The 26,153-nt window shown below is 61.9% G+C and carries 23 protein-coding genes; 16 read left to right on the top strand and 7 right to left on the bottom strand.

Going from position 1 to position 26,153, the window contains the following annotated elements; genetic code table 11:
* Nucleotides 1-12 precede the first annotated feature (12 nt).
* A complete protein-coding gene (locus M0654_RS20715; protein ID WP_248684699.1) occupies nucleotides 13-2,106 on the bottom strand; it encodes an ATP-binding protein in 2,094 nt (697 codons plus the stop codon).
* A gap of 363 nt (nucleotides 2,107-2,469) precedes the next feature.
* Between M0654_RS20715 and M0654_RS20710 the strand changes: the two genes are divergently transcribed.
* From M0654_RS20710 to M0654_RS20700, 3 genes are read left to right on the top strand one after another with little or no spacing between them, the layout of a single operon-like run.
* The gene (locus tag M0654_RS20710; protein ID WP_248684698.1) at nucleotides 2,470-4,248 is read left to right on the top strand and encodes an acetolactate synthase 3 large subunit; all 1,779 of its coding nucleotides are present in this window, start codon (nucleotides 2,470-2,472) and stop codon (nucleotides 4,246-4,248) included.
* Between the two features lie 51 nt (nucleotides 4,249-4,299).
* Nucleotides 4,300-4,872 (top strand): acetolactate synthase small subunit, encoded by a 573-nt coding sequence (gene ilvN, locus M0654_RS20705; RefSeq protein WP_118849784.1) that lies wholly within the window; start codon nucleotides 4,300-4,302, stop codon nucleotides 4,870-4,872.
* A gap of 24 nt (nucleotides 4,873-4,896) precedes the next feature.
* Nucleotides 4,897-5,904, top strand: coding sequence for a capsular polysaccharide export protein, LipB/KpsS family (locus M0654_RS20700; RefSeq protein ID WP_248684697.1), 1,008 nt, complete (start codon nucleotides 4,897-4,899; stop codon nucleotides 5,902-5,904).
* On the opposite strand, the gene M0654_RS20695 is transcribed toward M0654_RS20700, so the two are convergent.
* The gene (locus M0654_RS20695) at nucleotides 5,901-6,743 is read right to left on the bottom strand and encodes an aldo/keto reductase (RefSeq protein WP_248684696.1); all 843 of its coding nucleotides are present in this window, start codon (nucleotides 6,741-6,743) and stop codon (nucleotides 5,901-5,903) included. The two genes, M0654_RS20700 and M0654_RS20695, sit on opposite strands and share 4 nt — an antisense overlap.
* A 165-nt stretch (nucleotides 6,744-6,908) precedes the next feature.
* On the opposite strand from M0654_RS20695, the gene M0654_RS20690 reads away from it, so the two are divergent.
* From M0654_RS20690 to M0654_RS20665, 6 genes are all read left to right on the top strand, one after another.
* A complete protein-coding gene (locus M0654_RS20690; protein WP_118849781.1) occupies nucleotides 6,909-7,502 on the top strand; it encodes a LysE family translocator in 594 nt (197 codons plus the stop codon).
* Between the two features lie 11 nt (nucleotides 7,503-7,513).
* Nucleotides 7,514-8,185 (top strand): nitrile hydratase subunit alpha, encoded by a 672-nt coding sequence (gene nthA, locus M0654_RS20685; RefSeq protein WP_248684695.1) that lies wholly within the window; start codon nucleotides 7,514-7,516, stop codon nucleotides 8,183-8,185.
* The gene (gene nthB / locus M0654_RS20680; protein WP_248684694.1) at nucleotides 8,182-8,841 is read left to right on the top strand and encodes a nitrile hydratase subunit beta; all 660 of its coding nucleotides are present in this window, start codon (nucleotides 8,182-8,184) and stop codon (nucleotides 8,839-8,841) included. The genes nthA and nthB overlap by 4 nt, the downstream gene beginning before the upstream one ends.
* Nucleotides 8,828-9,214, top strand: a complete 387-nt coding sequence (locus M0654_RS20675; RefSeq protein WP_248684693.1) for a nitrile hydratase accessory protein — start codon at nucleotides 8,828-8,830, stop codon at nucleotides 9,212-9,214. The genes nthB and M0654_RS20675 overlap by 14 nt, the downstream gene beginning before the upstream one ends.
* 57 nt (nucleotides 9,215-9,271) lie before the next feature.
* Nucleotides 9,272-10,396: an ATP-dependent DNA helicase gene (locus M0654_RS20670; RefSeq protein WP_118849777.1), complete on the top strand. Its 1,125-nt coding sequence runs from the start codon at nucleotides 9,272-9,274 to the stop codon at nucleotides 10,394-10,396.
* Nucleotides 10,397-10,731: 335 nt separating this feature from the next.
* Complete coding sequence (locus M0654_RS20665; RefSeq protein ID WP_248684692.1) at nucleotides 10,732-11,484, top strand: pyridoxine 5'-phosphate synthase; 753 nt, start codon at nucleotides 10,732-10,734, stop codon at nucleotides 11,482-11,484.
* Nucleotides 11,485-11,507: 23 nt separating this feature from the next.
* Here the strand turns inward: M0654_RS20665 and M0654_RS20660 are convergent, their stop codons facing one another.
* Together M0654_RS20660 and M0654_RS20655 are read right to left on the bottom strand one after the other, a co-directional pair.
* A complete protein-coding gene (locus M0654_RS20660; RefSeq protein ID WP_248684691.1) occupies nucleotides 11,508-12,224 on the bottom strand; it encodes an aspartate/glutamate racemase family protein in 717 nt (238 codons plus the stop codon).
* A 74-nt stretch (nucleotides 12,225-12,298) separates the two neighbouring features.
* Entirely contained in the window at nucleotides 12,299-13,189 is an 891-nt protein-coding gene (locus tag M0654_RS20655) for an SDR family oxidoreductase (RefSeq protein ID WP_248684690.1), read from the bottom strand.
* 134 nt (nucleotides 13,190-13,323) lie between these two features.
* On the opposite strand from M0654_RS20655, the gene M0654_RS20650 reads away from it, so the two are divergent.
* From M0654_RS20650 to M0654_RS20630, 5 genes are all read left to right on the top strand, one after another.
* Nucleotides 13,324-13,740, top strand: coding sequence for a winged helix-turn-helix transcriptional regulator (locus M0654_RS20650; protein WP_248684689.1), 417 nt, complete (start codon nucleotides 13,324-13,326; stop codon nucleotides 13,738-13,740).
* Between the two features lie 74 nt (nucleotides 13,741-13,814).
* The gene (gene gor, locus M0654_RS20645; RefSeq protein WP_248684688.1) at nucleotides 13,815-15,203 is read left to right on the top strand and encodes a glutathione-disulfide reductase; all 1,389 of its coding nucleotides are present in this window, start codon (nucleotides 13,815-13,817) and stop codon (nucleotides 15,201-15,203) included.
* Nucleotides 15,204-15,330: 127 nt separating this feature from the next.
* Nucleotides 15,331-16,704 (top strand): class II 3-deoxy-7-phosphoheptulonate synthase, encoded by a 1,374-nt coding sequence (locus tag M0654_RS20640; protein WP_248684687.1) that lies wholly within the window; start codon nucleotides 15,331-15,333, stop codon nucleotides 16,702-16,704.
* A 142-nt stretch (nucleotides 16,705-16,846) separates the two neighbouring features.
* Entirely contained in the window at nucleotides 16,847-18,520 is a 1,674-nt protein-coding gene (locus tag M0654_RS20635; protein ID WP_248684686.1) for an NAD+ synthase, read from the top strand.
* 4 nt (nucleotides 18,521-18,524) lie between these two features.
* Nucleotides 18,525-19,361 (top strand): TolB family protein, encoded by an 837-nt coding sequence (locus M0654_RS20630; protein ID WP_248684685.1) that lies wholly within the window; start codon nucleotides 18,525-18,527, stop codon nucleotides 19,359-19,361.
* 13 nt (nucleotides 19,362-19,374) lie between these two features.
* Here the strand turns inward: M0654_RS20630 and M0654_RS20625 are convergent, their stop codons facing one another.
* Together M0654_RS20625 and M0654_RS20620 are read right to left on the bottom strand one after the other, a co-directional pair.
* Nucleotides 19,375-20,037: a hypothetical protein gene (locus M0654_RS20625; RefSeq protein ID WP_248684684.1), complete on the bottom strand. Its 663-nt coding sequence runs from the start codon at nucleotides 20,035-20,037 to the stop codon at nucleotides 19,375-19,377.
* Between the two features lie 105 nt (nucleotides 20,038-20,142).
* Nucleotides 20,143-22,470: an NADP-dependent malic enzyme gene (locus M0654_RS20620; RefSeq protein WP_248684683.1), complete on the bottom strand. Its 2,328-nt coding sequence runs from the start codon at nucleotides 22,468-22,470 to the stop codon at nucleotides 20,143-20,145.
* 252 nt (nucleotides 22,471-22,722) lie between these two features.
* Between M0654_RS20620 and M0654_RS20615 the strand changes: the two genes are divergently transcribed.
* Nucleotides 22,723-23,910 carry an MFS transporter gene (locus M0654_RS20615; RefSeq protein WP_248684682.1) on the top strand — a complete coding sequence of 396 codons (1,188 nt, stop codon included), beginning with the start codon at nucleotides 22,723-22,725 and terminating at the stop codon, nucleotides 23,908-23,910.
* On the opposite strand, the gene dgcA is transcribed toward M0654_RS20615, so the two are convergent.
* A complete protein-coding gene (dgcA, locus tag M0654_RS20610; protein ID WP_248684681.1) occupies nucleotides 23,880-24,863 on the bottom strand; it encodes an N-acetyl-D-Glu racemase DgcA in 984 nt (327 codons plus the stop codon). The two genes, M0654_RS20615 and dgcA, sit on opposite strands and share 31 nt — an antisense overlap.
* 150 nt (nucleotides 24,864-25,013) lie before the next feature.
* Here dgcA and M0654_RS20605 point away from each other — a divergent pair, with 150 nt between their 5' ends.
* Nucleotides 25,014-26,123 carry an ABC transporter permease gene (locus M0654_RS20605; RefSeq protein WP_248684732.1) on the top strand — a complete coding sequence of 370 codons (1,110 nt, stop codon included), beginning with the start codon at nucleotides 25,014-25,016 and terminating at the stop codon, nucleotides 26,121-26,123.
* The last annotated feature ends 30 nt before the right edge of the window (nucleotides 26,124-26,153 follow it).

Here is a 26,153-nt window from a genome sequence, read left to right as displayed (position 1 = left end):
GGCGGCGCTCGCTCAATCCTTGTCGTAGAGGCTGCTCAAGGGTTTGCGGAGCAAGCTTTCGCGCAACGATCCTTCACGGCGAAGAAGCGGGTTCGGGCGCGGCGCGATCTCCGGCTGGGCAGGGCGCTGGAACACCGGCTGCGGGTCCGGCATGCGCTCGCGGCGCAGATCGGCGTGGCGATCGGGGCGTGGCGCTGGAGCGGGCTCCGCCGATGTCCGCGGCAGCATGTCGGGCCGGTAGGGTTCCGGCTGGCTCTGGCGGGGAGGCACAGGTGCTGCCGGGTTGGCGGTCACATGGCCGTTCGCGCGAAGCTCCCGCTCCCAACGCTCCAGTTCCGCATCCTTCTCCTGGCCGTAGTCATCAACTTCGTCGCCCGTTGCGGAACCGTCCTGCGGCGTCACGGTCGCAGCAGTATAGCTCTGCTGGAAAGATGAGATGTCGGGGCCGTTTACCGCGCGCATGCGCGCGACGACGGTTCGGAGATCCACCGTGTCCGGCGTTTCGTCGGAACCCTTGTCCAGCGCGCCATTCGCCTTGGGAAGGTATTTTTTCTCCACCCGCGCGAATTTCATGCGCATCGGGACGGAGATCGCCTCGCCGAAGGCAATCGCCTCGCCATTGCCGATGGACGACAGGAAGCTGGTGGTGGAGATCGAGGAATTCGGGATCGCCGACTTGATGATGTCCTGGTCGACGTCGTTCGACAGGCGCATCGCAAACACTGTCGAGCACTGTGACAGGATAGTCTGGTCGAGTTCGCCCGGGCGCTGGGTGATCACCCCAAGCGACACGCCGTATTTGCGGCCTTCCTTGGCGATGCGAGCGATGGCCTGGCGTGTCGGGAAAAATCCGAGATTCGGGTCCGCCGGCACGTAGCGGTGCGCTTCTTCGCACACAACGAGCATGTGGATCGCGCCATTGCTCCAAAGCGCAAGCTCAAAGGCCATGCGGCAGAGGATCGAGGCGACCGAATTGACGACTTCCGACGGGATCCCGGAGAGCTGGAAGGTCGAGATCGGGCGATCGCCGCCGGGAATGCGGAAGATATGCGCAATGGTCTCCATGATCGTGTCATTGATCGTGTTGTTGGAGAACATGAAGTGGTAGCGCGGATCGTTGATCGCCGACATGATGCGCATCTTGAGCGAGCGCAGGAATGGCTTTTCACCACGGCCTTCCAGCCGCCCAATACGCTCGTCGATGAGCGCCAGGAGATCAGCCATGCGATACGGAACGGGCGTATCGGCCGTGAGCGAGCTCTTTTCCGTGGTGCGGCGCATGAGGCTGGAATCGCTGCCGCGGAATGCGCGCTTGGCCTCCGGAATAAGGTCGCGCAGGATGTCCAACTCTTCGGCCACGCCCGGGCGACCGCGAAACAGTACCTCGGCGAACTCCTCGAGCCGCATCAGCCAGAAGGGAAGATCCAGCGTATCCGTGTCGATGACGACCGCATGGTCAGGGAAGGCAGCCGCAAATTCGTTGTGCGGGTCGAGAATCAACACCCGCAGTTTCGGATCGGCTTCCACGGCCTTATGCAGCAGCAGCGAAACGGCCGTCGACTTGCCGACGCCGGTGGAGCCGACGATCGCAAAATGCTTCGACAGCATGGACGGAATGTGGATCGCCGCATCGACGTTTTCGTCCTGCGTCAGCTTTCCGATCACGCAGGTGTCGTTCAGGCCGCTGTCATAGATGCGCAGGAGGTCGGCTGCGCGGATGCGGTGGGCAACGGCGCCAAGGTAAGGGTAACGCGAAATGCCGCGCGAAAACTCGTCACGGCCTTCGCCATTCTTGCGCACTTCGCCGAGCAGCTCGCATTCGATGCGGAACTGGGTGTTGCTGCCCTCGTTCCAGGCCCGGTCATCGGCTTCCATGCCGAAGGCAAGGGCGACGACGCGGTTCTGCCCGACGCTGATGGAAATCAGCCGGCCGACCGACCAGAGTTCGGTCAGGTCGGTATCGCCATGTTCGGCAACTGCGGAAATCGTGGCATGCGAGCCGTTGCAGGCAACGACACGTCCGAGGAGGCGGTTTCCCGAGCTCTGGATGTCGCGGCGGTCCTGCTCTCCGGCGGACGCGGAACGTTGTAGGTCGTTATTCAGCAACATCTCCCCCTTGTCGGGGTTGGCGGGTTTGCTCGACGTATGGGCGATATGTAACTTGTGACCCTTAATAACTGGTGTAGCGATCTCGGCTCTTGTGAGCGGAATTGCAGCAAAATCATCATCATGCGAAATTTTCGTGCGTCGCAGCGTTGACGAATGTCCCTAATCTGTCTAACACTCCGCCCCATGAAATTTTCGATCGCTCTTATTGTGGTGGGAACGCGCATGGGCAGGACGGTGTAACCGTCCGGCGTTAGCCACCCATGCGCGGAAAGACAGGCTCCTCAAGGGGCCTTTTTTTATGCCTTTAATCCGGCTCAGGGGAGCCGCCGGTAAAAATCCAGCAGCGAATGGACCAGAACAATGACCGATGACAGCAACAGGATGACAGGCGCGGAAATCGTATTGCGTGCGCTGAAGGACAACGGCGTCGAGAATATCTTCGGATATCCGGGCGGCGCCGTGCTTCCGATCTACGACGAGATCTTCCAGCAGGACGAAATCCAGCACATCCTCGTTCGCCACGAACAGGGTGCTGGCCATGCTGCCGAAGGTTACGCCCGCTCCACCGGCAAGATCGGCGTCATGCTGGTTACCTCCGGTCCGGGCGCGACCAATGCCGTTACGCCGCTGCAGGACGCGTTGATGGACAGCATCCCGCTCGTCTGCCTCACCGGCCAGGTTCCGACCACGCTGATCGGCTCGGATGCCTTCCAGGAATGCGACACGGTTGGCATCACCCGCCCGTGCACGAAGCACAACTGGCTGGTCAAGGACGTCAACGAGCTTGCCGGCATCATCCACGAGGCCTTCCGTATCGCCCAGACCGGCCGCCCGGGCCCGGTTGTCGTCGATATCCCGAAGGACATCCAGTTCGCGACCGGTACCTATACGCCAAAGCCGGAAACGGCGGCCAATATCAGCTACCAGCCGAAGACCAAGGGTGAGCTCGAAGCTATCCAGGCTGCGGTTGAACTGATGGCGACCGCACGTCGGCCGATCCTCTACACCGGCGGTGGCGTCATCAACTCCGGTCCGGAAGCCTCCAAGCTCCTGCGTGAACTGGTTGAACTGACTGACTTCCCGATCACGTCCACGCTGATGGGTCTCGGCGCTTATCCGGCGTCTGGTCCCAACTGGCTCGGCATGCTCGGCATGCACGGCTCCTACGAAGCAAACATGGCAATGCACAGCTGTGACGTCATGGTCTGCATTGGTGCACGCTTCGATGACCGCATCACCGGTCGCCTGAATGCCTTCTCGCCCAACTCCCGCAAGGTCCACATCGACATCGATCCGTCGTCGATCAACAAGAACGTCCATGTCGATATCCCAATCATCGGTGATGTCGGTACTGTTCTGGAAGACATGGTCCGCGTCTGGCGTGCCCGCACGGCAAAGCCCGCCAAGGCGCAGACGGAAGAATGGCGCAGCGACATCGAGCGCTGGCGCGCGCGCAAGAGCTTCTCCTACAAGCATTCGACCGACGTCATCATGCCGCAATATGCGCTTGAGCGGCTGAATGCGCTGTCGCGCGGACGCAATACCTTCATCACGACCGAAGTCGGCCAGCACCAGATGTGGGCGGCACAGTTCATCGAGTTCGATGAGCCGAACCGCTGGATGACCTCGGGCGGTCTCGGCACGATGGGCTACGGCTTCCCGGCTGCACTCGGCGTGCAGGTTGCGCATCCGGATGCGCTGGTCATCGACGTTGCCGGTGACGCTTCGATCCAGATGTGCATCCAGGAAATGTCGACCGCAATCCAGTACAATCTGCCGGTCAAGATCTTCATCCTGAACAACCAGTACATGGGCATGGTGCGCCAGTGGCAGCAGTTGCTGCACGGCAACCGCCTGTCGAACTCCTACACGGAAGCCATGCCGGACTTCGTCAAGCTGGCGGAAGCCTATGGCGCGGTCGGCATGTACTGCGATGATCCGAAGGAACTGGACGGCAAGATCGAAGAGATGATTGCGGTCAAGAAGCCGGTGATCTTCGATTGCCGCGTCGCCAACCTTGCCAATTGCTTCCCCATGATCCCATCGGGTAAAGCGCATAACGAAATGCTGTTGCCGGACGAGGCGACGGATGAAGCCGTTGCCACGGCCATCGATGCCAAGGGTCGCCAGCTCGTCTAAGGACGGGCTTGTCGCTCTTCAACCAGATACTGAGGAACCGGATCCAACATCATGAATGCGCATCAGCAACCGACGGGATCAGCATATTTCATCGCGCCGGAAACGGCCAAAGCCGAGAGCCACACGCTTTCCGTTCTCGTCAACAACGAGCCGGGTGTGCTTGCTCGCGTCATCGGCCTTTTCTCCGGCCGGGGCTACAATATCGAAAGCCTGACGGTTTCGGAAACGGAGCATGAGGCGCATCTGTCGCGCATCACCATCGTTACCCGTGGCACGCCTTCGGTGCTCGAGCAGATCAAGGCCCAGCTCGATCGCCTCGTGCCGGTTCACCGGGTGGTGGACCTGACGGTGCGTGCGCGTGAACAGGGCCAGGAGCGCCCGATCGAACGCGAAGTGGCATTGCTGAAGGTTGTCGGCACCGGTGAACGCCGCGCCGAAACGCTGCGCCTGGCCGACGCCTTCCATGCAAAGGTGGTGGATGCCACCGTGGAGCACTTCATCCTGGAGATCACCGGCAAGTCGTCGAAGATCGACCAGTTCGTGGCGGTGCTGAAGCCGCTCGGGCTGATCGAAGTCTGCCGCACGGGGATCGCGGCGATGAATCGCGGGCAGCAGGGAATGTAACGCGCGTCAGGCTGAGGGCGGCAGATGGACAAAGACTGGCTTCCTCAGCCTGGAACACGCCTTGGCGCCACCTTCTACGTTCGCCAGTCCCAGCCATGGCTGAGCCACTATTTCGGCATCGACCGGCTTGACGCGACGCTAGCGCCCGGCATCGGCGGGGTCGTATTATGGGGCGGGCGCATTCCCGCAAAGACGGCGCGCGCCATTGCAAAACTGCGCGGGTTGCCGTCCTGGTACCTGGAGGACGGTTTCCTTCGGTCCGTCGGGCTCGGCAAGGAAAATACCTTGCCGATCTCCATCCAGATCGATGACCTTGGCATGCCTGTCGATGCGTCGCGGCCGTCGAGGCTGGAGGCGCTGATTGCTGCCTCTGCCGGCATGGATGTTGGGGGACTTGGCTCTGAAATCCGGGCGGCGCTGATCCGCGAGAAGCTTTCCAAATACAACAACCTGCCGCACCGCTCGCCAAAGCTTGAAACCACCACCCGCCGCCGCGTGCTGCTTGTGGACCAGGTCTACGGTGATGTCTCCGTGCCGATGGCTGGCGGATCGGCGGCGAGTTTCAAGCGCATGCTGCAGGACGCGATCGCGAGCGGAGCGCAATGCGTAGTGCGCACCCATCCGGATGTCATGGTGGGTTTCCGCAAGGGTTACCTGACGGGGCAGGCGCGCCAGACGCCGGGTGTCGTGGTGACTGCCGAGCCCGTCTCGGTTGCGTCGATGCTCGAGGTGATCGACGAGGTGTGGACGGTTTCAAGCCAGATGGGCCTCGATGCCTTGATCCGCGGGATACCGGTGCGGTGTTATGCGGCGCCATCCTACGCCGGGTGGGGCCTGACCGACGACCGTTTCGAAGGGAAATCACGGGTCGTGGCGACGCGGCGCAAGGCGAGGCCTTCCGTCGACCAGTTGGTGGCCGCCGCTTTCAGCCTCTACCCGTGCTACCGCGATACGAACGGCTGGCGGGAAATCGACGTGTTCACGGCGATCGAAACACTGGCCGCAGAGCGCCGCCAGATGAACATCGACTAGATCATTTCCAGCGGCGTCTTGCGACCTGGCGGTGGGAAAGCCGCGTCCAAGGCCAGCCAGTCATCGTCGCTTAGATCAAGCTCTGCCGCCTCTGCATTTTCCTCGACGCGGTGTGGGTTGGCCGACTTCGGAATGGCGATCACGCCGTCTCTCTCGAGCAGGAAGGCCAGCGCCACCTGCGCCGGCGTCGCCTGGTAGGCCTTGGCGATGCGGATCAACTCGGCGCTCTTGGCAAGCCGGCCCTGTTCGATCGGCGAATAGGCCATGACCGGGATGCCGCGTTGCTGGCACCACGGCAGGAGGTCGTATTCGATGCCGCGCCGCGACAGGTTGAAGAGCACCTGGTTTGCCGCACAATTCTCGCCGCCGGGCACGGCCATCAGTTCCTGCATGTCGTCGATGTCAAAGTTCGATACGCCCCAGGCGCCGATCTTGCCGGATTGGCGAAGCGCCTCGAAGCCGGCGACCGTTTCCGCCAGCGGATGCTCGCCGCGCCAATGCAGGAGGTAAAGATCAAGGCGATCAGTCTTCAGACGCTCCAGGCTGCGTTCGCAGGCATCGACCACGCCCTGGCGACTGGCATTCCAAGGGTAGACCTTGCTGACGAGGAAGACTTCGTCGCGACGGCCTTCGATCGCAGCGCCGGTGATCTTTTCGGCGCCGCCTTCGCCATACATCTCGGCCGTGTCGATCAGCGTCATGCCCAGATCGAGCCCGTGCCGCAGGCTTTCGATTTCTATCTGCGCCTTGGCGGGATCCTCGCCCATCATCCAAGTGCCGAGCCCAAGGGCGGGAACGGTGGCGCCGCCGGGTATTGCAACAGTCGGAATTTCAGCCATGATCGAACTCGTTTTTATGGTGGCGCAATGGTCAAGACATAACGCGTGGCCAAGCGCTTCCAAGTTCTTCTTGAACAGCGCCGGCAACAATCCTATGACGCAGCACGGCCATCCGCCAAACGAGATGGCAGTAACAACGGGACCCTTGGCATCGAAGGAGTATGCATGCCGCTGGAAACATTTCTGGCTCTCGTCCTGTTCGCCTTCACGACATCCATCACGCCAGGGCCGAACAACATGATGCTTTTTGCATCAGGCGTGAATTTCGGTTTCGCCCGCACGGTGCCGCATATGCTGGGAATCGGCGTCGGGTTCTTTACGCTGCTGATCGGCGTGGGCTTCGGGCTCGGCGCACTCCTGCAGACGGTGCCGATCGTCTACACGATCCTGAAATTCGCTGGCGGCGCCTATCTTCTGTGGATCGCCTGGAAGATCGGCAGTTCCCGCACGCTCTCCGACGGCAAGGCCGGCGCGCAGCCGATGAGCTTCCTTGCTGCTGCCGCCTTCCAGTGGGTCAACCCGAAGGCATGGGTAATGGCCGTGACCGCCATGGCGACCTATACCAATCCGGACGCCTACTGGATGACGGTGCTGCTGGTCGGGGTCGCCTTCGCACTCGTCAACGTGCCGAGTGTTTCGACCTGGGCCGGGTTCGGGTCGGCTTTGCGCGAATGGCTCTCTGTTCCGGCACGCCTGAAATGGTTCAACATCACCATGGCCGTGCTGCTGGTCGCGAGCCTCTGGCCCATGCTGAAGTGAAGGAACGTCCTATGTCGGGTGACCATCATCATTCCCACGATCATGATCATCACCATGATCACGAACATGGTCACTCCCACGGGCACGACCACCATCACGACAACCGCTACAGCGACATGCAGGCGCGGGTGAAGGCACTCGAAACGGTGCTGGTGCAGAAGGGTCTGATTGATCCGGCGGCGATCGACGCTATTGTCGAGACTTACGAGACCAAGATCGGTCCGCGCAACGGCGCCCGCGTCGTCGCCAAGGCCTGGACGGATGAAACCTTCGCGCAGTGGCTGAAGGAAGACGCGACAGCCGCAATCGCCAGCCTTGGTTATACCGGTCGCCAGGGCGAGCATATGCGCGCCGTGTTCAACACGCCGGAGACGCACAATCTCGTCGTCTGCACGCTCTGCTCCTGTTATCCGTGGTCTGTGCTTGGCCTGCCGCCGGTCTGGTACAAGGCGCCGGCCTATCGGTCGCGTGCGGTAATCGATCCGCGCGGCGTGCTTGAGGAGTTCGGTCTGAGGCTGCCGGAGACCAAGAAGATCCGGGTCTGGGATTCCACCGCCGAGCTTCGCTACCTCGTCATTCCGGAGCGCCCGGACGGCACCGAGGCGCTGAGCGAAGAGGAACTGGCCGCACTCGTCAGCCGCGACTCGATGATCGGTACGGCGGTTGCGGGAGCACCGCAATGAACGGCCCGCATGACCTTGGCGGTCAGATGGGCTTTGGACCGGTCGCGCCGGAAAAGAACGAGCCGTATTTCCACGCCGAGTGGGAAAAGAGGGCGCTCGGGATCACTTTGTCCTGCGGCGCCTTCGGTGCCTGGTCGATTGATGAAAGCCGGCATGCTCGTGAAAGGATCCCACCGGCCGAATACCTGTCCGCCAGCTACTACGAGATCTGGACGCGTGCTCTTGAGACGCTTCTGGAGCGACACGGCTTTGCGACGCGTGCTGAAATTGATGCGAGCGTCAAGCTGACCGAACCGGCGACGCCGAAGCGCATCCTGAGGGCGGACATGGTGCCGGCGGTGCTGGCCAAGGGTGGACCGTGCGATCGGCCGGTGGAGACGCAACCTCTGTTCCGGCCGGGCGACAAGGTGCGCACGAGGAACTTCAACCCCGAGACCCATACCCGGCTGCCGCGATACGCGCGCGCCAAGATCGGTGTGGTCGAGGCGGTTCAGGGCTCCTTCGTTTTCCCGGACGACAACGCCCATGGGAAGGGCGAAAACCCGCAATGGGTTTATACCGTGGTGTTCGATGCCGGTGAAGTCTGGGGCGAGGGCGCCGACCCGACGCTGACCGTCTCGATCGATGCCTGGGAGAGTTATCTTGAGCACCTGTGAAACCACGTCACCGCTTGTTCAATCCGTCGGGCTGCCGAAATCACCGGAAGGTGCGCCGGTCTTTCCCGAACCATGGGCGGCCGAGGCCTTTGCCATGACCGTGTATCTGCACGAACGGGGCCTGTTCAGCTGGAGTGAATGGGCCGAGGCGCTGTCGACCGAGGTGCACCGACCGGGCCGCGCCGAGGATGGAAGCGACTACTTTGACTGCTGGGTTGCCGCGCTTTCGGGCCTTCTGGCGGCCAAGGGGCTGGCGGATGAGGAGACTATACTCGCCCTGCAGCACAGCTGGCAGCGCGCTGCGGAGGCGACGCCGCATGGCAGGCCGATCGAACTCGCCAACGATCCGCTGCTTGCATCTCAACAAGCTTGATTCCGCTTTCGTTCTTTTTTGGTTGCGATTCGCGTCCGAATCCTGCCAAGTCCGGCCATGCAATTTGCTCCCCAACAGGATGAGGCTCTCAAGGCCGTTTCACGCTGGCTGAAGGATGGCCGCAGCCAGGTTTTTCGCTTGTTCGGTTATGCCGGCACGGGCAAGACGACGCTTGCCAAGCACTTTGCCGAGCATGTGGATGGCGAGGTGCTGTTCGCGGCCTTTACCGGCAAGGCGGCGCAGGTGCTGCGGTCGCGTGGCGCCCGTAATGCCAAGACGATCCACTCGCTGATCTATCGCCCACGCGGCGAAGAGGCGGTCGAGGACGAGGAAACCGGCAAGACGTCCATCTCGCCGATGTTCTCGATCAACCGGCAGAGCCCGCTGGCCAAGGCGGCGCTGATCATCATCGACGAATGTTCGATGGTGGACGAGGCGCTGGGCAAGGACCTGATGAGCTTCGGGACGCCGATCCTGGTGCTCGGCGATCCGGGACAGCTTCCGCCGGTTACCGGCGGCGGGTTCTTTACCGAGCAGGAGCCGGACTACCTTCTCACTGATATTCACCGCCAGGCCCGCGACAACCCGATCATCCAGCTCGCCATGAATGTGCGCGAGGGCAAGGAGATCATGTATGGCGACTACGGCAAGGCGCAGGTGATCTCGCGCAACGAGGTGACGCAGCAACTGGTGCTGGAAGCGGACCAGGTTCTGGTGGGCACCAACAAGACCCGCAAGCGCTACAACCAGCGTCTTCGCGAGCTGAAGGGCTTTACCGCGGATTATCCGCAGTCAGGCGACAAACTGGTCTGCCTGCGCAACGATCAGGTGAAGGGGCTGTTGAACGGCTCGCTGTGGCAGGTAATGAGTTCGTCGCGCGAGACGGTGAAGCCCGGCATCAACCTGATGATCCGCCCGGAAGACGACGACATGGATCGTGGTGCGGCCAAGATCAAGCTCCTGAAGCAGGCCTTCGAGACCGATGAAGAGATTCCGTGGACGACGCGCAAGCGTTATGACGAGTTCGACTACGGCTATGCGCTGACGGTGCACAAGGCGCAGGGCTCGCAGTGGAACAACGTGGTTCTGTTTGATGAAAGCTGGGCTTTCCGCGATACCCGGGAACGCTGGCTTTATACGGCGATCACCCGTGCGGCCGATACGCTGACGGTGGTTCGCTGATTCTACAATGAGAAGAGGCCCGAAAGGGCGAATGCAGCGGAATCGGGTGCAGTCACAGGTTGTTGTGGTGCAAGATCCGTGGGAATGGGGCTGCGGTGCCGTGTGCTGCAGAAAAAGCAACAGAATTCGCCGCATCCGCCGTCCCGCCGCCAATGGCTTCAACAGCGAATTCTGTTATCGGCAACTTACAGAAAATTGTTCCGATTGGTAGATCTTCGTTAACCTGAATTCTCGCCTGTAAAAACTCTTTATGAGTGTAATTCACGCAGGCGAATGGCGCCGGGCCAAAGCTTGATCTAGAACACTCCCCAATGCGCCTAAAGAGGGTGATCCCGATGCCAACCAAGCTTTCCGTCAATCTCAATGCCATCGCCATGCTGCGCAATCGCCGCGACCTGCCGTGGCCCAGCGTGGAGAATATAGGGCGGATTGCTTTAGAGGCCAGCGCGTCAGGGCTGACGGTTCATCCGCGACCGGACCAGCGGCATATCCGGTTCAGCGATCTTCCGGTGCTGCGTGCACTGATCGATGACGAGTTTCCGCAGGCCGAGTTCAACATCGAGGGTTATCCGAGCGAAGACTTCCTGCAACTTTGCGAAAAGACGCAGCCGGAACAGGTGACGCTGGTGCCGGATGATCCGAGCCAGGCAACCTCTGACCACGGCTTCGACTTCCGCGCGAGCGGCGAGATGCTGAAGCCGATCGTGGCGCGCCTGAAGAGGGGCGGTATGCGGGTTTCACTGTTTGCCGATGGGGATGGCGATGTTGAAGCGGTGAAGCTGGCGAAGGAGACTGGTGCGGACCGGATCGAGCTTTACACCGGACCCTATGGCGGCTGCTTTAATGATGAGGAGAGGGCGCAACCCATTCTTCGCGACCTCGGTGCCACGGCGGATGCCGCGCGTGACGAAGGGCTGGAGGTGAATGCCGGGCACGACCTGACGGTCGCCAACCTTCCGGCGCTCGTGCGCCGTATCCCCTATCTGGCGGAAGTGTCGATCGGCCATGGGCTGACGGCGGACGCGCTGGAATACGGGATGGCCGAAACCGTGCGGCGTTTCAGGCGCGCCTGCGGCCAGGACGTCTGATCGTCTCAGCCAGGTTCACCGTCTCAGGCGGCGACGCGTGCACCTTCGTGGTCGGCAAGCGCGAACCGAACGGCGGCGCAGGCATGGACTGCGGTTGAGTCGAGCCCGGGCAGCGGCAGGCGTTCGGGATCGAGCAGCAGGCAGATTTCCGTGCAGCCGAGAATGACGCTATCGGCGCCTTGCGCCTTCGCCTTCTCGATCATTGCCAGCGCTCTGGCGCGGGAGGCATCGCTGACGGTGCCAGAGCAGAGTTCCCCGAAAATGATGTCGTGCATCGCGGCACGGTCGTGTTCGTCGGGCACCATGATCTCGATACCATGCTTGCGCATGCCATCGGCATAGAAGCCGTGCTCCATCGTGTAGCGGGTCGCGAGCAGGAGCGGTCGCTTCAGTTCGCGCGCCTGGAGAGCCTCGGCCGTCTCATCGATGATGTTGATGAGCGGAACGTCGACGGCCGCCTGGACCTCATCGGCGATCAAATGCATCGTGTTGGTGCAGATGAGCACGCAGTCGGCGCCGGCCTGAGCAAGCTTACCGGCGCTCGCTGCAAGATGCGCCGCGGCGAGATCCCATCGGCCTGCCTTCTGCAGTTCAACGACCTCCGAAAAGTTCACGGAATGCAGCAGGATATCGGCTGAGGCGAGGCCGCCGAGGCGGTCCCGCACCATCTCGTTGATCAGGCGGTAATAGACTGCGGTGCTTTCAAAGCTCATTCCGCCAATCAAGCCGATGCGACGCATATGTTCTCCAAATGGAAGCGAGATTAGAATGGTTGTCTAATTATCGCTTTCAGATTGGAAAAGCAATCCTGTCGCTAGTGTCCGGCGACCAGCGCATCCCGGTGGGCCGCCAGGAAGTCCCTGAGTGACTGCGGCTCTCTGCCGGTCAAGGCGTTGAAGTCGTTGGTGACGAGATCAAAATAGCCGGCACGGACATTTGCATCGGCGGAGACCAGCATCTTCACGACGAAGTCGGGGAGGCCCGCGCCCGCCAGCCCCTGCGCCAGTTGTTCATCGCTCACAGGCACGACCTCAAGCGGCTTTCCCGTTGCTTCTGTCACAAGCGATGCAATCTCGTGAGCATTCAAAGACCGCGAGCCGGTGAGAGTGAAGATCCGGTTTTCCGCAGCCGGTCTGGCGAGCGCTGCGGCTGCAGCACGGGCGCAGTCGTCGCGCGAGATGTTGGTGATGCGGCCGTCGCCCATTGCGGTGAACCACTTTCCAACCTGGAGGTTGTGCGGCATGCTCATCAGGTAGTTGTCGTGGTACCAGGCGTTACGCAGGATAGTATAGGCAAGGCCGCTCTGCTGGATCGCCTTTTCCGTGCCAAGATGATCGGGTGCGAAACTGACGAGCGATCGGTCGGGGTTCGGCATCGAGGTGTAGACAAGGTGCCTGACGCCCGCGCTGGTGGCGGCGGATACTGCGGCCTGGTGCTGCTTCAGGCGCCCGCCAGGCGTTGCAAGATCATCGGTTGAAATCAGCAGCACGCGCTCCACGCCAGCAAAAGCCGAGGCGAGACCCTCGGCATCGTTGAAGTCCACCCTGCGTGTCTCGACACCCTTTGCCGCAAGGTCTGAAAGCTTGGACAGATCGCGGCTGCCGGCAATCAGATCGGCAGGCGCAACCTGTTCCGTTTCCAGCAGGTGGTGAATGACTGCGCGGCCAAGATGGCCAGCGGCGCCGGTGACGAGAAGCTTGGGCATGTGAATTCCTCTGGTGGAAGGATTGAACCTTTAAGATGCTCTCAGAAAGAGACCAGCACTACAATAGTGATTGACCGACTTCCGTAAAGGAGGCAGGTTTCCGGCAGATCGTTACCTCAAAGGAACCACCTGCCTTGTCCAGCAAGCTACTTCAGGCGGAGTCACAAACTGGTCGGGCGTGCGGCAACAGCGCGTCCGACATGAGCAATTGCCCGGTTCGGGACGTGATGGACCGGATTGCCGGCAAGTGGTCAACACTGCTTCTGGAGGCGCTGGCGCAGCGGCCTTATCGCTTCGGCGAACTGCGGCGTCTCGTGCCGGATATTTCCCAGCGCATGCTGACGCAGACGCTTCGCGACCTGCAGCGCGATGGATATATCGACCGGCAGGTGTTTCCGACAAAGCCGCCGAGTGTCGAATACAGGATGACCGAGCTGGGGCATTCGCTGTTTCAGCCGCTCGCCCAGGTCCTTCTGTGGGCTGAACAAAATCACGCCTCGGTCAAGGCCGCGCGGCAGCGATACGACGAGAGCGAACTCGCCCGCAACTGACCAGCCATTTTGCTTTTTGCCGGTGGATCGCTATATGGGCTCCGCCGTTCCGTGCGCCGTTGAAGGAGAATCCGATGACCGCCTATGACTACGATCTCTTTGTGATTGGGGGCGGGTCCGGAGGGGTGCGGGCAGGCCGCGTGGCCGCTTCGCTCGGCAAGCGGGTTGCGATCGCCGAAGAATATCGCTTCGGCGGCACATGCGTCATCCGCGGCTGCGTGCCGAAGAAGCTTTTCGTTTATGCCTCGCAGTATCACGAGCATTTTGAAGATGCCGCCGGTTATGGCTGGCAGGTGGGCGAGAGCAGCTTCGACTGGAAGAAGCTGATCGAGGCCAAGGACAAGGAGATCACGCGGCTAGAAGGCCTCTACCGCAAGGGGCTGGAGAACAACAAGGCGGAAATCTTCGAGAGCCGCGCCGAACTCGTGGATGCGCATACCATCCGCATCGTCGGTACCGGCCAGACGGTGACTGCCGACAGGATCGTGATTGCGACAGGCGGCACCCCCAATCCGCATGCGGCGCTGCCGGGCCACGAGCTTTGCATCTCCTCCAACGAAGCCTTCCATCTGCCGGAACTGCCGCGCTCGATCCTGATCGCCGGCGGCGGTTATATCGCCGTAGAATTCGCCAATATCTTCCACGGGCTCGGGGTCGACACGACGCTGATCTATCGCGGCAAGGAAATCCTCTCGCGTTTCGATCAGGACATGCGCCAGGGACTGCACAAGGCGATGGTGGAGAAGGGCATCAAGATTGTGCTCACCGATGTCATCGAAGAGGTTTCCAAGGCGCCTGAAGGCGGTCTGAGCGCGCGCACCTTGTGTGGCGCGACGATCAATGCGGATGTCGTGATGCTGGCGCTTGGTCGCGATCCCAACACACAAGGGCTGGGCCTTGAGGCGGCAGGGGTCGAGGTGAACGAACGCGGCGCGATCGTCGTCGACAAATATTCCCGCACCAGCGTGCCGCATATCTACGCGCTCGGCGATGTCACCGATCGGGTACAGCTGACGCCGGTCGCAATCCATGAGGCGATGTGCTTCATCGAAACCGAGTACCGCGGCAATCCGACGGCACCCGACCACGACCTCATCGCAACAGCGGTTTTCTCGCAGCCGGAAATCGGCACAGTTGGGCTTTCCGAGGAAGAGGCGGCCAAGCGTTACGAGGAGCTTGAGATCTACCGCGCCGAGTTCCGGCCGATGAAGGCGACGCTTTCGGGCCGTGCGGAAAAGATGATCATGAAGCTGGTCGTGGATGCCGCAAGCCGGAAGGTACTCGGCGCCCATGTGCTCGGCCACGACGCTGGCGAGATGGCGCAGTTGCTCGGTATCTCGTTGAAGGCCGGCGTCACCAAGGATGATTTCGACCGCACAATGGCCGTTCACCCGACGGCGGCGGAGGAATTCGTCACCATGTATAACCCGTCCTATCGGGTGAAGAACGGCGAGCGCGTCTAACGTTTACCCAGCACGCACTGACGGTCCGCAGCGTCTAGGCAAACGAGTCGTTAAGGTTTATAAGCCGCCTCAATTTCGAGGAAGGCGACCTCGGCGCTTTATGCCGTGGCGGAACTAGGTGAGTGAGATGGCACAGAACTGGACCCCAAGCAGTTGGCGGCAGAAGCCGATCGAGCAGGTCCCGGAATATCCGGATGCAGCGGCGCTGGCCGCGACGGAAGCGCAACTCGCAACGTTTCCTCCGCTGGTTTTTGCCGGTGAAGCCCGCCGCCTGAAGAAGCAGCTTGCCAATGTCGCGGAAGGCAATGCCTTCCTTCTGCAGGGCGGTGACTGCGCCGAGAGCTTTGCCGAGCACGGCGCGGACAATATCCGCGACTTCTTCCGCTCCTTCCTGCAGATGGCGGTCGTGCTGACCTATGGTGCGCAGCTTCCTGTCGTGAAGGTCGGCCGCATTGCCGGACAGTTCGCCAAGCCGCGCTCGTCGAATGTCGAAGTGCAGGGCGGCGTGGAACTGCCGTCCTACCGTGGTGACATCATCAACGGCATCGACTTCACGCCGGAGTCGCGCATTCCGGATCCCGAGCGGCAGATGATGGCCTACCGCCAGTCTGCGGCAACGCTCAACCTGCTGCGCGCCTTTGCGATGGGTGGCTACGCGAACCTTGAGAACGTCCACAAGTGGATGCTCGGCTTCGTGAAGGATAGCCCGCAGGCTGAACGCTACCGTAAGCTCGCTGATCGCATCAGCGAGACGATGGACTTCATGCATGCGATCGGCATCACGGCGGAAAACCAGCCGAGCCTGCGCGAGACCGACTTCTTCACCAGCCACGAAGCGCTGCTGCTGGGTTATGAAGAGGCGCTGACCCGCGTCGACTCGACCTCGGGCGACTGGTACGCGACCTCGGGCCACATGATCTGGATCGGCGACCGTACCCGCCAGCTCGATCATGCGCATGTCGAATATTTCCGCGGCATCAAGAACCCGGTCGGCCTGAAGTGCGGCCCGTCGCTGCAGCCGGACAACCTGATCGAGTTGATCGACACGCTGAACCCGACCAACGAAGCCGGGCGCCTGACGCTGATTTGCCGTTTCGGTTACGACAAGGTGGCCGACAACCTGCCGAAGCTGATCCGCGCCGTCGAGCGCGAGGGCAAGAAGGTGGTCTGGTCCTGCGACCCGATGCACGGCAACACGATCACGCTCAACAGCTACAAGACGCGTCCGTTCGAGCGGGTGCTGTCGGAAGTCGAAAGCTTCTTCCAGATCCACCGCGCTGAAGGCACGCATCCGGGCGGCATCCATATCGAGATGACCGGCAAGGACGTGACGGAATGCACCGGTGGCGCACGCGCCGTCAGCGCCGACGACCTGCACGACCGCTACCATACGCATTGCGACCCGCGCCTCAACGCCGATCAGGCGCTTGAACTGGCCTTCCTGCTCGCCGAGCGGATGAAGAGCGGCCGCGATGAAAAGCGGATGGTCGTCAACGGCTAAGGCCCGACGCATCAACGACAACACAAAGGCTGGCGGAAACGCCGGCCTTTTTTCATGCCTCCTGCTCAGGTCTCCATTCGGTGACGCGAAGAATCTGCGCGACCACATTGCCCGTTTTTTATGAGGGCGCTACACCGGAAGCATGACTCAGGACATCGCCCAGACCTTCCGTATCGCCATAGCTCAACTCAACCCGACGGTCGGCGATATCGCCGGCAATCTGGCACTCGCGCGCGAAGCCCGGCGCGATGCGGCACGGGAAGGGGCCGATATCGTTCTCTTCACCGAGTTGTTTATTTCTGGCTATCCGCCGGAAGACCTGGTGCTGAAACCGGCCTTCATCAAGCGGTGCTTTGATGCGGTGCAGGCGCTGGCTGCGGACACGGCGGACGGCGGTCCGGGCGTCATCATCGGTTTTCCCCGCCAGGACGAGAAGGGCCGCTTCAATTCTGTCGCGGTGCTCGACGGTGGCAAGATCATCGCGATCCGCGACAAGGTCGATCTTCCGAACTATGGCGAGTTTGATGAGAAGCGCGTGTTCATTGCCGGTGACATGCCGGGGCCGGTGAACTACCGCGGCGTGCGGCTCGGCATCCCGATCTGCGAGGACATTTGGGGTGACCTCGGCGTATGCGAAACGCTCTCGGAAAGTGGCGCCGAAATCCTCCTGGTGCCGAACGGCTCGCCCTATTACCGGGGTAAGGTCGATATCCGGCATCAGGTGGTGCTGAAGCAGGTGATCGAGACCGGCCTGCCGCTGATCTATGCGGCGCAGCTCGGCGGCCAGGATGAGCTGGTTTTCGACGGTGCGAGCTTTGCCTTCAACGCCGACAAGACGCTGGCTTTCCAGATGAGCCAGTTCGAGCCTGCTGTGGCGGTGACGGAATGGCGCCGCTCCGGTGACAGCTGGCAGTGCGCCCGCGGGCCGATGTCACGCATCCCGGAGAAGGAAGAGGCGGATTATCGCGCCTGCCTGCTCGGTTTTCGGGACTATGTCAACAAGAACGGCTTCAAGAGCGTGGTGCTCGGTCTCTCGGGCGGAATCGATTCCGCCATTTGCGCGGCGATTGCCGTCGATGCCCTCGGCGAGGAGCGGGTACGTACTGTGATGCTGCCGTACCGCTACACCTCCCAGGAGTCGCTGAAGGACGCGGCCGACTGCGCAAAGGCACTCGGCTGCCGCTACGATATCGTTCAGATCGCCGAGCCGGTCGACGGCTTCTCCTCGTCGCTTGCGGACCTCTTCGAAGGGACCGAGGAAGGCATTACCGAGGAGAACCTCCAGAGCCGCGCCCGCGGCACCATCCTGATGGCGATCTCGAACAAGTTCGGCTCGATGGTGGTTACCACCGGGAACAAGTCCGAGATGTCGGTGGGCTACGCCACGCTTTATGGCGACATGAACGGCGGCTTCAATCCGATCAAGGACCTCTACAAGATGCAGGTCTATGCCTTGGCGGCCTGGCGCAACGAGCACGTGCCGCCGACGGCGCTGGGGCCGTCGGGCGAGGTGATCCCGAAGAACATCCTCAGCAAGGCACCCTCCGCCGAGCTTCGTCCCAACCAGACGGACCAGGATTCGCTGCCGCCATATCCTGTGCTTGATGACATTCTGGAATGCCTGGTGGAGCTTGAGATGAGTACGGAGGAGATCGTGGCACGCGGGCATGACGTAGCGACCGTGCAACGGATCGAGCATCTGCTTTACCTTGCCGAATACAAGCGGCGGCAATCGGCGCCGGGTGTGAAGATCACTCGCAAGAATTTCGGGCGTGACCGCCGTTACCCGATCACCAACCGCTTCCGCGACAGGTAGAGGCATGGCCGCGCTCCGCAGCTCGATCGAGATCTTCAACATCCGCACGCGCGAGCAGCGGGTGGTCTGGCAGACGGAGGCGCTGTTCGAGGCACCGAACTGGTCGCCGGATGGCCAGTACCTGATGCTGAACAGCGAGGGGCTGATTTACCGGTTGGCGCTTTCGGGTGATCCGGTGCCCACCAAGGTCGAGACGGGCTTTGCCACCCAATGCAACAACGACCATGGCATTTCGCCGGATGGAAGCCTCATCGCCATCTCCGACAAGGTCGAGTTCGGAAAGTCGGCGATCTATGTGTTGCCGTCCATTGGTGGTGCGCCGAAACTGGTGACCGAGAACCTGCCCTCCTACTGGCATGGCTGGTCGCCGGATGGCCGAAGCTTCGCCTATTGCGGCATTCGCAATGACGAATTCGATATCTACACGATCGGCATCAACGGTGGCGCGGAAAAGCGGCTGACCTTTGGCGAGGGCCGCAATGACGGACCGGACTATTCGCCGGACGGCAGGTGGATCTATTTCAACTCGAGCAGGATGGGCTTGATGCAGATCTGGCGCGTTCCGGCAGAAGGTGGTGGCGCCGAGCGGATCACCAACAGCAATAGTGGCGACTGGTTTCCGCATCCGTCACCGAAGGGCGACAAGGTGGTCTTCATCTCCTACAAGCCGGACGTCTTCGACCATCCGCGGGACCAGCAGATCGAGGTCCGGCTGATGGACATGGACGGCGCCAATGTCGAGACGCTGTTCGAGCTGTTTGGCGGGCAGGGCACGATGAACTCGCCGAACTGGTCACCGACTGGCGACCAGTTTGCCTACGTCCGTTACTTCCCCGTCTGACCTACAACAAGGGTTATTGCAGCGGCTGCGGGCCGCCAAGGCGAGGATTAGCGAGGTCTATCTGTTGTTCGGGCAGGAAGATCGGCCCGACCATGCGCACCTTCTTGCTGGGATCATACGGCCGCTCCGGGCTGGGAAGATTGACTGTCTCGGCAGCCGAGACGGCTTCGACCGGGGTCGTGCGGAGATCGGTGATCGCCGAATATGCATCTTCCTTCGGAAGCGCGATGCCCTGCAGCTTGCGCCGCTCCCGCTCCACCGCTTCCAGATCGGATGGAATACAGGCGTTTTCGCGGATCGATACCAGCAGCGCTTCACGCTCAGACGGTGGTTTCAGCCGCGCCTCGTCCCGCTCGGTGGTGATCCGTTGGCGTTCTGCTTCCAGTGCCCGAAGCTGGTCTTCCTTGTCCTTGCAGTCGGCCGCGCGATTTCCACCAATCACGACGATGCTGCCGCCGGCGCAATGCGTACGTCGCATCTCGATGCGCAGCGTGCGGATCTGGCTGCCGAGCAACGAAAGCTCCTGGGCATACCGGCGTCGTTCAGCGGTATTGCCAATGACTTGCCGGGTGTTGTTCAACTGCTTGTAGAGCGCCGCGCAGGTCGCGATGTCCCTCGCAGACGCCGCACCGGGCGCGAGGAGAAGAAGAGCGGCGAGCATGGCGCGAGCGGGCATTGGGATGTCCGGCAGGATGTTCAGGGCACCGGCAGCATGGCCTGCGCCGGTTGATAATACTCTAACGCGCGACCGCGGCACTGGTGCCGCGGCCGCGTGATGGAGTTAGGGCACGACGCGGCCGACCGGCGGTGAGGCTTCGACCACGGCAAGTGCTGCCATGTTGACGACGCCACGCGACGTGACCGACGGCGACAGGATGTGGGCCGGCATGGCTGCGCCGAGCAGGATCGGCCCGACATGCAGGGCGTCCGTCATGTTGCGAACGATGCCGAGCGAGATATTGGCAGCGTCGAGGTTCGGGAACACCAGGAGGTTGGCTTCGCCCGTCAGCGTGCTGTTCGGCATGGCGCGCTTGCGCAGCGTTTCGGACAGCGCCGAGCCACCCTGCATTTCACCGTCGACTTCGAGATCCGGCGCACGCTGGCGCACGAGCTTCAAGGCTGCGCGCATCTTCTGGGCGCTTTCCGAATCGCGCGATCCGAAGTTGGAATGGCAGATGAGTGCTGCCTTTGGCGTGATGCCGAAGCGGCGAATTTCCTCGGCCGCAAGAACCGTGATTTCGGCGATCTCCTGGGCGGACGGGTTGTAGTTCACGAAGGTGTCCGTGAAGAAGATCGCCCCGCGCTGTGAGATGATGAGGCTGAGGCCCGAGAAGGCGCAGACACCGTCGCGCCGGCCGATGATCTGGCGGACATCGGCGAGATGTTTGTCGTAGCGGCCTTCGACGCCGCAGATCAGCGCATCGGCATCGCCGCGCTTCACCGCAAGTGCACCGATGACGGTGGTGTTGGTGCGCACGATGGTGCGTGCAGCCTCCGGGTTGATGCCGTTGCGGCCGACGAGCGAGAAATACTCGTCGACATATTCTCGGTAACGCGGATCATCTTCCGGATTGACGACGGCGAAATCGGTTTCCGGGCGGATGCGAATGCCGAAGCGCTTCAGCCGCGCCTCGATGACCGAAGGACGGCCGATGAGGATCGGCGTCGCAGTCGTTTCTTCGAGCAGAACCTGTGCGGCACGGAGAACGCGCTCGTCTTCGCCTTCGGCGAAGATCACCCGCTTCTTTTCGGCGTCCTTGGCTGCGGCAAAGATCGGCTTCATCACGAAGCCGGAACGCCAGACAAAGCGGTTCAACTGGTCGAGGTAAGCGTCGAAATCCTGGATCGGACGCGATGCGACGCCGGTCTCGGCTGCGGCGCGGGCAACGGCGGGCGCGATGCGCAGGATGAGACGCGGGTCAAACGGCGAGGGAATGAGGTAATCCGGACCGAAGATCGGTGTTTCGCCGGAATAAGCACGCGCGGCGACGTCGGAGACTTCTTCGCGGGCCAGGGCGGCAATTGCCTTCACGGCCGCCATCTTCATTTCCTCGTTAATCGTCGTCGCGCCGCAATCGAGCGCGCCGCGGAAGATATACGGGAAACAGAGGACGTTGTTGACCTGGTTGGGGAAGTCCGACCGGCCGGTGCAGATCATCGCATCCGGGCGCGCCGCCCGGGCAAGCTCCGGCATGATTTCAGGCGTCGGGTTGGCGAGCGCCATGATCAGCGGGTTGGGCGCCATGCGGGCCAGAAGTTCCGGCTTCAGAACACCGGCGGCAGACAGGCCGAGGAAGACGTCGGCATCGTCGATGCTTTCGGCGAGCACGCGCTTGTCGGACTTGTGGGCGTACACTTCCTTCCACTCGTCCATGAGCGTGTTGCGGCCGTCATAAACCAGGCCCTCGATGTCGTGGACCCAGATGTTCTCCTTCCTGGCGCCGAGCGAAACGAGGAGGTGAAGGCAGGCGAGCGCTGCGGCACCGGCGCCGGAGGTTACGATCTTGACGTCGGAGATCTTCTTGCCGGCGAGTTCAAGGCCGTTGAGGATCGCGGCCGCGACGATGATGGCCGTGCCATGCTGGTCGTCGTGGAAGACCGGAATGTTCATCTTTTCGCGCAGGCGACGCTCGACCTCGAAACATTCCGGAGACTTGATGTCTTCCAGGTTGATGCCGCCGAAGGTCGGCTCAAGCGCCGAAATGGTGGAGACCATGGAGTCGATGCTGGCTGCATCAATCTCGATGTCGAAGACGTCGATGCCTGCGAACTTCTTGAAGAGGACCGCCTTGCCCTCCATCACCGGCTTGGAGGCCAGCGGGCCGATGTTGCCAAGGCCGAGCACGGCGGTGCCGTTGGAGATAACGGCGACGAGATTGGAGCGTGCCGTGTAATCGGCCGCCATTTCCGGGTTGTCGCGGATTGCGAGGCACGGCGCTGCAACGCCCGGGGAATAGGCGAGCGCGAGGTCGCGCTGGTTGCCGAGGGGCTTGGTCGGGTGGATCTCAAGCTTGCCCGGGCGCGGATAGCGGTGGAAGAACAGCGCCTGTTCGTCGAGATCACCGCTGACCGCGGTTGCGGGCGACTTCGGTTTGTCCTGCGCGTTCATTGTTCGCTCCTGGGCTTTTCGTTCGTCTTTTCTGATTGGGCGGGAGGCCTCCTCATTACATCAATCAACCCGCCACGACAGCCGGTAATTTGCAGTGATGGCGGAAATTGGAACATTGCAAAGGGCGTATCGTCGCGCTCGAGGAACGCCGAAGCCACGCACGAGCGTACCGCTCTGCCACAACTTGGCATAGGCGGCGTTCAGGGGCTGTGGTACGACCTGCAAAGTCTCTCCAACTGTCGCGTGTCACCCGTGATTCCCCAAGCACAGGCGCCTGCCGCGCCGCCGTTCTTCCAGCTCCGCTGCTCGCTCGCCTATGCTGCGCCGTTGGGAGTGAACGGCGTCGTATTGCCCTTCCTTCCCGTCTGGCTTTCTGGGCTGGCGTTCTCCGATTACCAGATCGGCCTGGTGCTGGCGATGCAGCTTGTGCTGCGCCTGCTGGCGGCACCCGTGGCTGGCCTGCTGGCCGACCGGCTGGACGAAAAGACCACCATGCTCGCGTGGTCGGGCGGGCTTTCCTTCGTTACCGCGCTCGCCATGTTCTTCACGGATAACTTCCTCGCCGTGCTGCTGGTGATTGCAGTGCAGGCCACGGTCTTTGCGCCCTATGCGCCGATCGTCGAGTCGATTGCGGTCTCCGGCGTGCGCCGGTGGGGTTTCCACTATGGTTCGATGCGGGTCTGGGGCTCCATCGGTTTTGTGACGGTAACGCTGCTTGCCGGGGAGGCGCGCGGGCTTTGGGGCCTTAACGCCATTCCCGCCATCATGGCCCTCGGCTTCCTGTTCACGATCCTGGTTGCCTTTGCGGCGCCGCGGCTTGGGCGATCGATCGTCCAGCCGGACGCCAGTGGCGTGCTGAAACCAAGCTCGCTGAAACGCAAGGACCTGCACCTGTTGATGATCGGGGCCTCGGTGGCGCAGGCCGGTCATGGCATGTTCTACACTTTCGGCGCGATCCAGTGGCAGGCGATGGGGTTCTCAAGCGGGACGATCGGGATCTTGTGGAGCATCTCCGTGATCTGCGAGATCGTGGTTTTCTTCATCTCCGGATGGCTCGTGAGGCGCGTCTCGTCATGGACGCTGATGCGGGTCGGCTGCGCCGTGGCGTTGATCCGCTGGACGCTGTTCCCGCTCGATTTCGGCGTCTGGGGTTTTGCGGCGCTGCAGGCGCTTCACGCTTTCACCTTCGCCTTCATCCATATCGGCATGCAGAACAGGCTGGTCGACTCGGTGCGGGAGGACCAGGAATCATCCGTGCAGGGCGCCTACGTGTTCTACAACGGCGTGTTCCTGGCGCTCTCGACCTTGCTGTCCGGCGTGCTCTACCACCAGTTCGGTGCGGGGAGTTATGTCGCGATGGCGCTGCTGGCGCTGATCGGACTGGGCATCATAGCGCTCGCCGCGCGCATTCAGCCCCAGAGCGCAGCCTCCGGCGGGTAAACGAGCGAACCTTCGTAGCGCAGCGCGGGCATCCGATCGCGCGCCAGGAGCAACGGGCCATCGAGATCGACGTAGTCGGCGTCATGCGCCAGCAGCACCGCGGGCGCCATGGCAAGCGACGAGCCAACCATGCAGCCAACCATGATCTGGAAGCGGAGTCGTTTCGCTTCCGCCTTCATCGCCAATGCCTCGGTCAGGCCGCCGGTCTTGTCGAGCTTGATGTTGACCGCATCATAACGGTCGCGCAGGGCCGCAAGATCCTTTGTTGCGTGGACGCTTTCATCGGCACAGATGCTGACGGGGCGGGCGATGCCGGCGAGCGCTTCATCCCGGTTCGCGGGTAAAGGCTGTTCGATGAGAGACACCCCGAGCTCCGCCGCAACCGCCATGTGGTGCGCGAGGTTTTCTTCGGTCCAGCCTTCGTTGGCGTCGACGATAAGCTTTGCGTTGGGCGCCGCATGGCGGATCGCGCGCAGCCGTGCCTCGTCATTGTCGGTGCCGAGCTTGACCTTCAGGAGCGGGCGATGGGCATTCTTTGCCGCTTCCGCCGCCATGGTTTCGGGCTCACCGAGGGAGAGCGTGAAGGCGGTGGCAAGCGGTCTGGCGCCGGTCACGCCAATCGACTCGCTGACCGAGAGGCCGGAGCGTTTCGCCTCCAGATCCCAAAGCGCACAGTCGACGGCGTTGCGGGCAGCGCCCGGCTTCATCGCACGCTGAAGGTCCTCGCGGGAAAGGCCGTCTTCGATCTTCCGAGCTATCGCCTGGATATCGGCAAGCACACCTTCGAGACTTTCGCCATAACGCTTGTAGGGCACGCATTCGCCGCACCCGGAGTGCGCGCCGTCCGTGATGGTGCAAACGATAACTTCGGCTTCCGTCTTCGACCCTCGCGAGATCGTGAACGTGCCTGCGATCGGGAAGGTTTCGATTGTGGCTTCGAGGTTACGGCCCATGGTTTTCGACGCGTCCTGTTATGGTAAAAGCTGGCGAGGCGGCTATATTGCGCCTACCGAAAATGCGATCAACCTGTCGCATCCGTTTCCTTGAATCGTTGGTGAAAGAACTCAGTGACGTCGAAGGCAGCTCAAATCAACGCCGAGGATATGTCAGGCGGCGGCGGGGAGCGATATGTGCTGGCCGGCGAATGGCGCGGCACGACAATTTCTTCAGTCCTGAGCGACTTCGAGCGGCTTGAAAAACAGGGCGGACAAGGTCGAGTCGAAATCGACCTCACCAGCGTGGAAGGAATCGACACAGCCGGCGCCTGGCTGATCCGGCGGCTCCTCACGGCGAAGTCGGAGCAGGGGCGCGAGGCGGTTCTCGTTGGTGGCGAAGGCCCGATCCAGGAACTGGTGGGCGTTCTACCTGAGAAGGCACCAGCACCACCGCGCGACCAGGGCCGACAAGGCAACCTGTTCCAGCGCACGTTTGAACCCGTCGGCGAGGTGATGGTCGCACTGGGTGCGGATTTCTACGCGGCCATGCATATCCTCGGTTCGGCCGTGCGCGGTGCGCAAATGAAGTTTGGCCGAGGAGCGGGTGTGTCACCGGCGTCCGTGGTGACGCATATCGACCGGATGGGTGTTCGCGCGGTTCCGATCATCGTGCTGATGTCCTTCCTGATCGGCGCGATCATCGCGCAGCAGGGTGCGTTCCAGCTGCGTTATTTCGGAGCGGAAATCTTCGTGGTCGATCTGGTCGGCATCCTGCAGCTTCGCGAGATCGGCGTGCTCCTGACGGCAATCATGATCGCCGGTCGATCGGGAAGTGCGATCACCGCCGAAATCGGCTCGATGAAGATGCGCGAGGAGATCGACGCGCTGACGGTCATCGGCCTCAACCCGGTCGGCGTGCTGATTTTCCCCCGCCTCGTGGCGCTGACGGTGGCTCTTCCCCTGCTGACGATCGTGGCGAACTTCGCGGCACTGACAGGTGCGGCCGTTGTTGCCTGGGCTTATTCCGGCATAACACTCGACACCTACCTTTCCCGCCTGCATGAGGCCGTGGATCACACTTCCGTCGCATCGGGCATGATCAAGGCGCCGTTCATGGCACTCTGCATCGGCATCGTTGCGGCGGTCGAAGGCATGAAGGTCGGCGGAAGCGCCGAGTCACTTGGCCAGCACGTGACGGCTTCGGTGGTCAAAGCGATCTTCGTCGTCATCCTCATGGATGCGTTGTTTGCCATCTTCTATTCCGCGATCGATTTCTGATGGAGGGGGATGTGGAAACGAGGCAGGCGG

The organism is Neorhizobium turbinariae, assembly GCF_023223505.1.
Taxonomy (GTDB): Bacteria; Pseudomonadota; Alphaproteobacteria; order Rhizobiales; family Rhizobiaceae; genus Neorhizobium; species Neorhizobium turbinariae.
The sequence above is the reverse complement of the archived record's forward strand: the minus strand, read 5'-3'. Positions and strand labels throughout refer to the sequence as shown.

What these genes read in the sequence shown, in the direction of transcription:
- M0654_RS20710 (WP_248684698.1), top strand. Translation starts at nt 2,470, where the DNA reads ATGACCGATGACAGCAACAGGATGACAGGCGCGGAAATCGTATTGCGT.
- ilvN (WP_118849784.1), top strand. Translation starts at nt 4,300, where the DNA reads ATGAATGCGCATCAGCAACCGACGGGATCAGCATATTTCATCGCGCCG.
- M0654_RS20700 (WP_248684697.1), top strand. Translation starts at nt 4,897, where the DNA reads ATGGACAAAGACTGGCTTCCTCAGCCTGGAACACGCCTTGGCGCCACC.
- M0654_RS20695 (WP_248684696.1), bottom strand. Translation starts at nt 6,743, where the DNA reads ATGGCTGAAATTCCGACTGTTGCAATACCCGGCGGCGCCACCGTTCCC.
- M0654_RS20690 (WP_118849781.1), top strand. Translation starts at nt 6,909, where the DNA reads ATGCCGCTGGAAACATTTCTGGCTCTCGTCCTGTTCGCCTTCACGACA.
- nthA (WP_248684695.1), top strand. Translation starts at nt 7,514, where the DNA reads ATGTCGGGTGACCATCATCATTCCCACGATCATGATCATCACCATGAT.
- nthB (WP_248684694.1), top strand. Translation starts at nt 8,182, where the DNA reads ATGAACGGCCCGCATGACCTTGGCGGTCAGATGGGCTTTGGACCGGTC.
- M0654_RS20670 (WP_118849777.1), top strand. Translation starts at nt 9,272, where the DNA reads ATGCAATTTGCTCCCCAACAGGATGAGGCTCTCAAGGCCGTTTCACGC.
- M0654_RS20665 (WP_248684692.1), top strand. Translation starts at nt 10,732, where the DNA reads ATGCCAACCAAGCTTTCCGTCAATCTCAATGCCATCGCCATGCTGCGC.
- M0654_RS20660 (WP_248684691.1), bottom strand. Translation starts at nt 12,224, where the DNA reads ATGCGTCGCATCGGCTTGATTGGCGGAATGAGCTTTGAAAGCACCGCA.
- M0654_RS20655 (WP_248684690.1), bottom strand. Translation starts at nt 13,189, where the DNA reads ATGCCCAAGCTTCTCGTCACCGGCGCCGCTGGCCATCTTGGCCGCGCA.
- gor (WP_248684688.1), top strand. Translation starts at nt 13,815, where the DNA reads ATGACCGCCTATGACTACGATCTCTTTGTGATTGGGGGCGGGTCCGGA.
- M0654_RS20640 (WP_248684687.1), top strand. Translation starts at nt 15,331, where the DNA reads ATGGCACAGAACTGGACCCCAAGCAGTTGGCGGCAGAAGCCGATCGAG.
- M0654_RS20635 (WP_248684686.1), top strand. Translation starts at nt 16,847, where the DNA reads ATGACTCAGGACATCGCCCAGACCTTCCGTATCGCCATAGCTCAACTC.
- M0654_RS20630 (WP_248684685.1), top strand. Translation starts at nt 18,525, where the DNA reads ATGGCCGCGCTCCGCAGCTCGATCGAGATCTTCAACATCCGCACGCGC.
- M0654_RS20625 (WP_248684684.1), bottom strand. Translation starts at nt 20,037, where the DNA reads ATGCCCGCTCGCGCCATGCTCGCCGCTCTTCTTCTCCTCGCGCCCGGT.
- M0654_RS20620 (WP_248684683.1), bottom strand. Translation starts at nt 22,470, where the DNA reads ATGAACGCGCAGGACAAACCGAAGTCGCCCGCAACCGCGGTCAGCGGT.
- dgcA (WP_248684681.1), bottom strand. Translation starts at nt 24,863, where the DNA reads ATGGGCCGTAACCTCGAAGCCACAATCGAAACCTTCCCGATCGCAGGC.
- M0654_RS20605 (WP_248684732.1), top strand. Translation starts at nt 25,014, where the DNA reads ATGTCAGGCGGCGGCGGGGAGCGATATGTGCTGGCCGGCGAATGGCGC.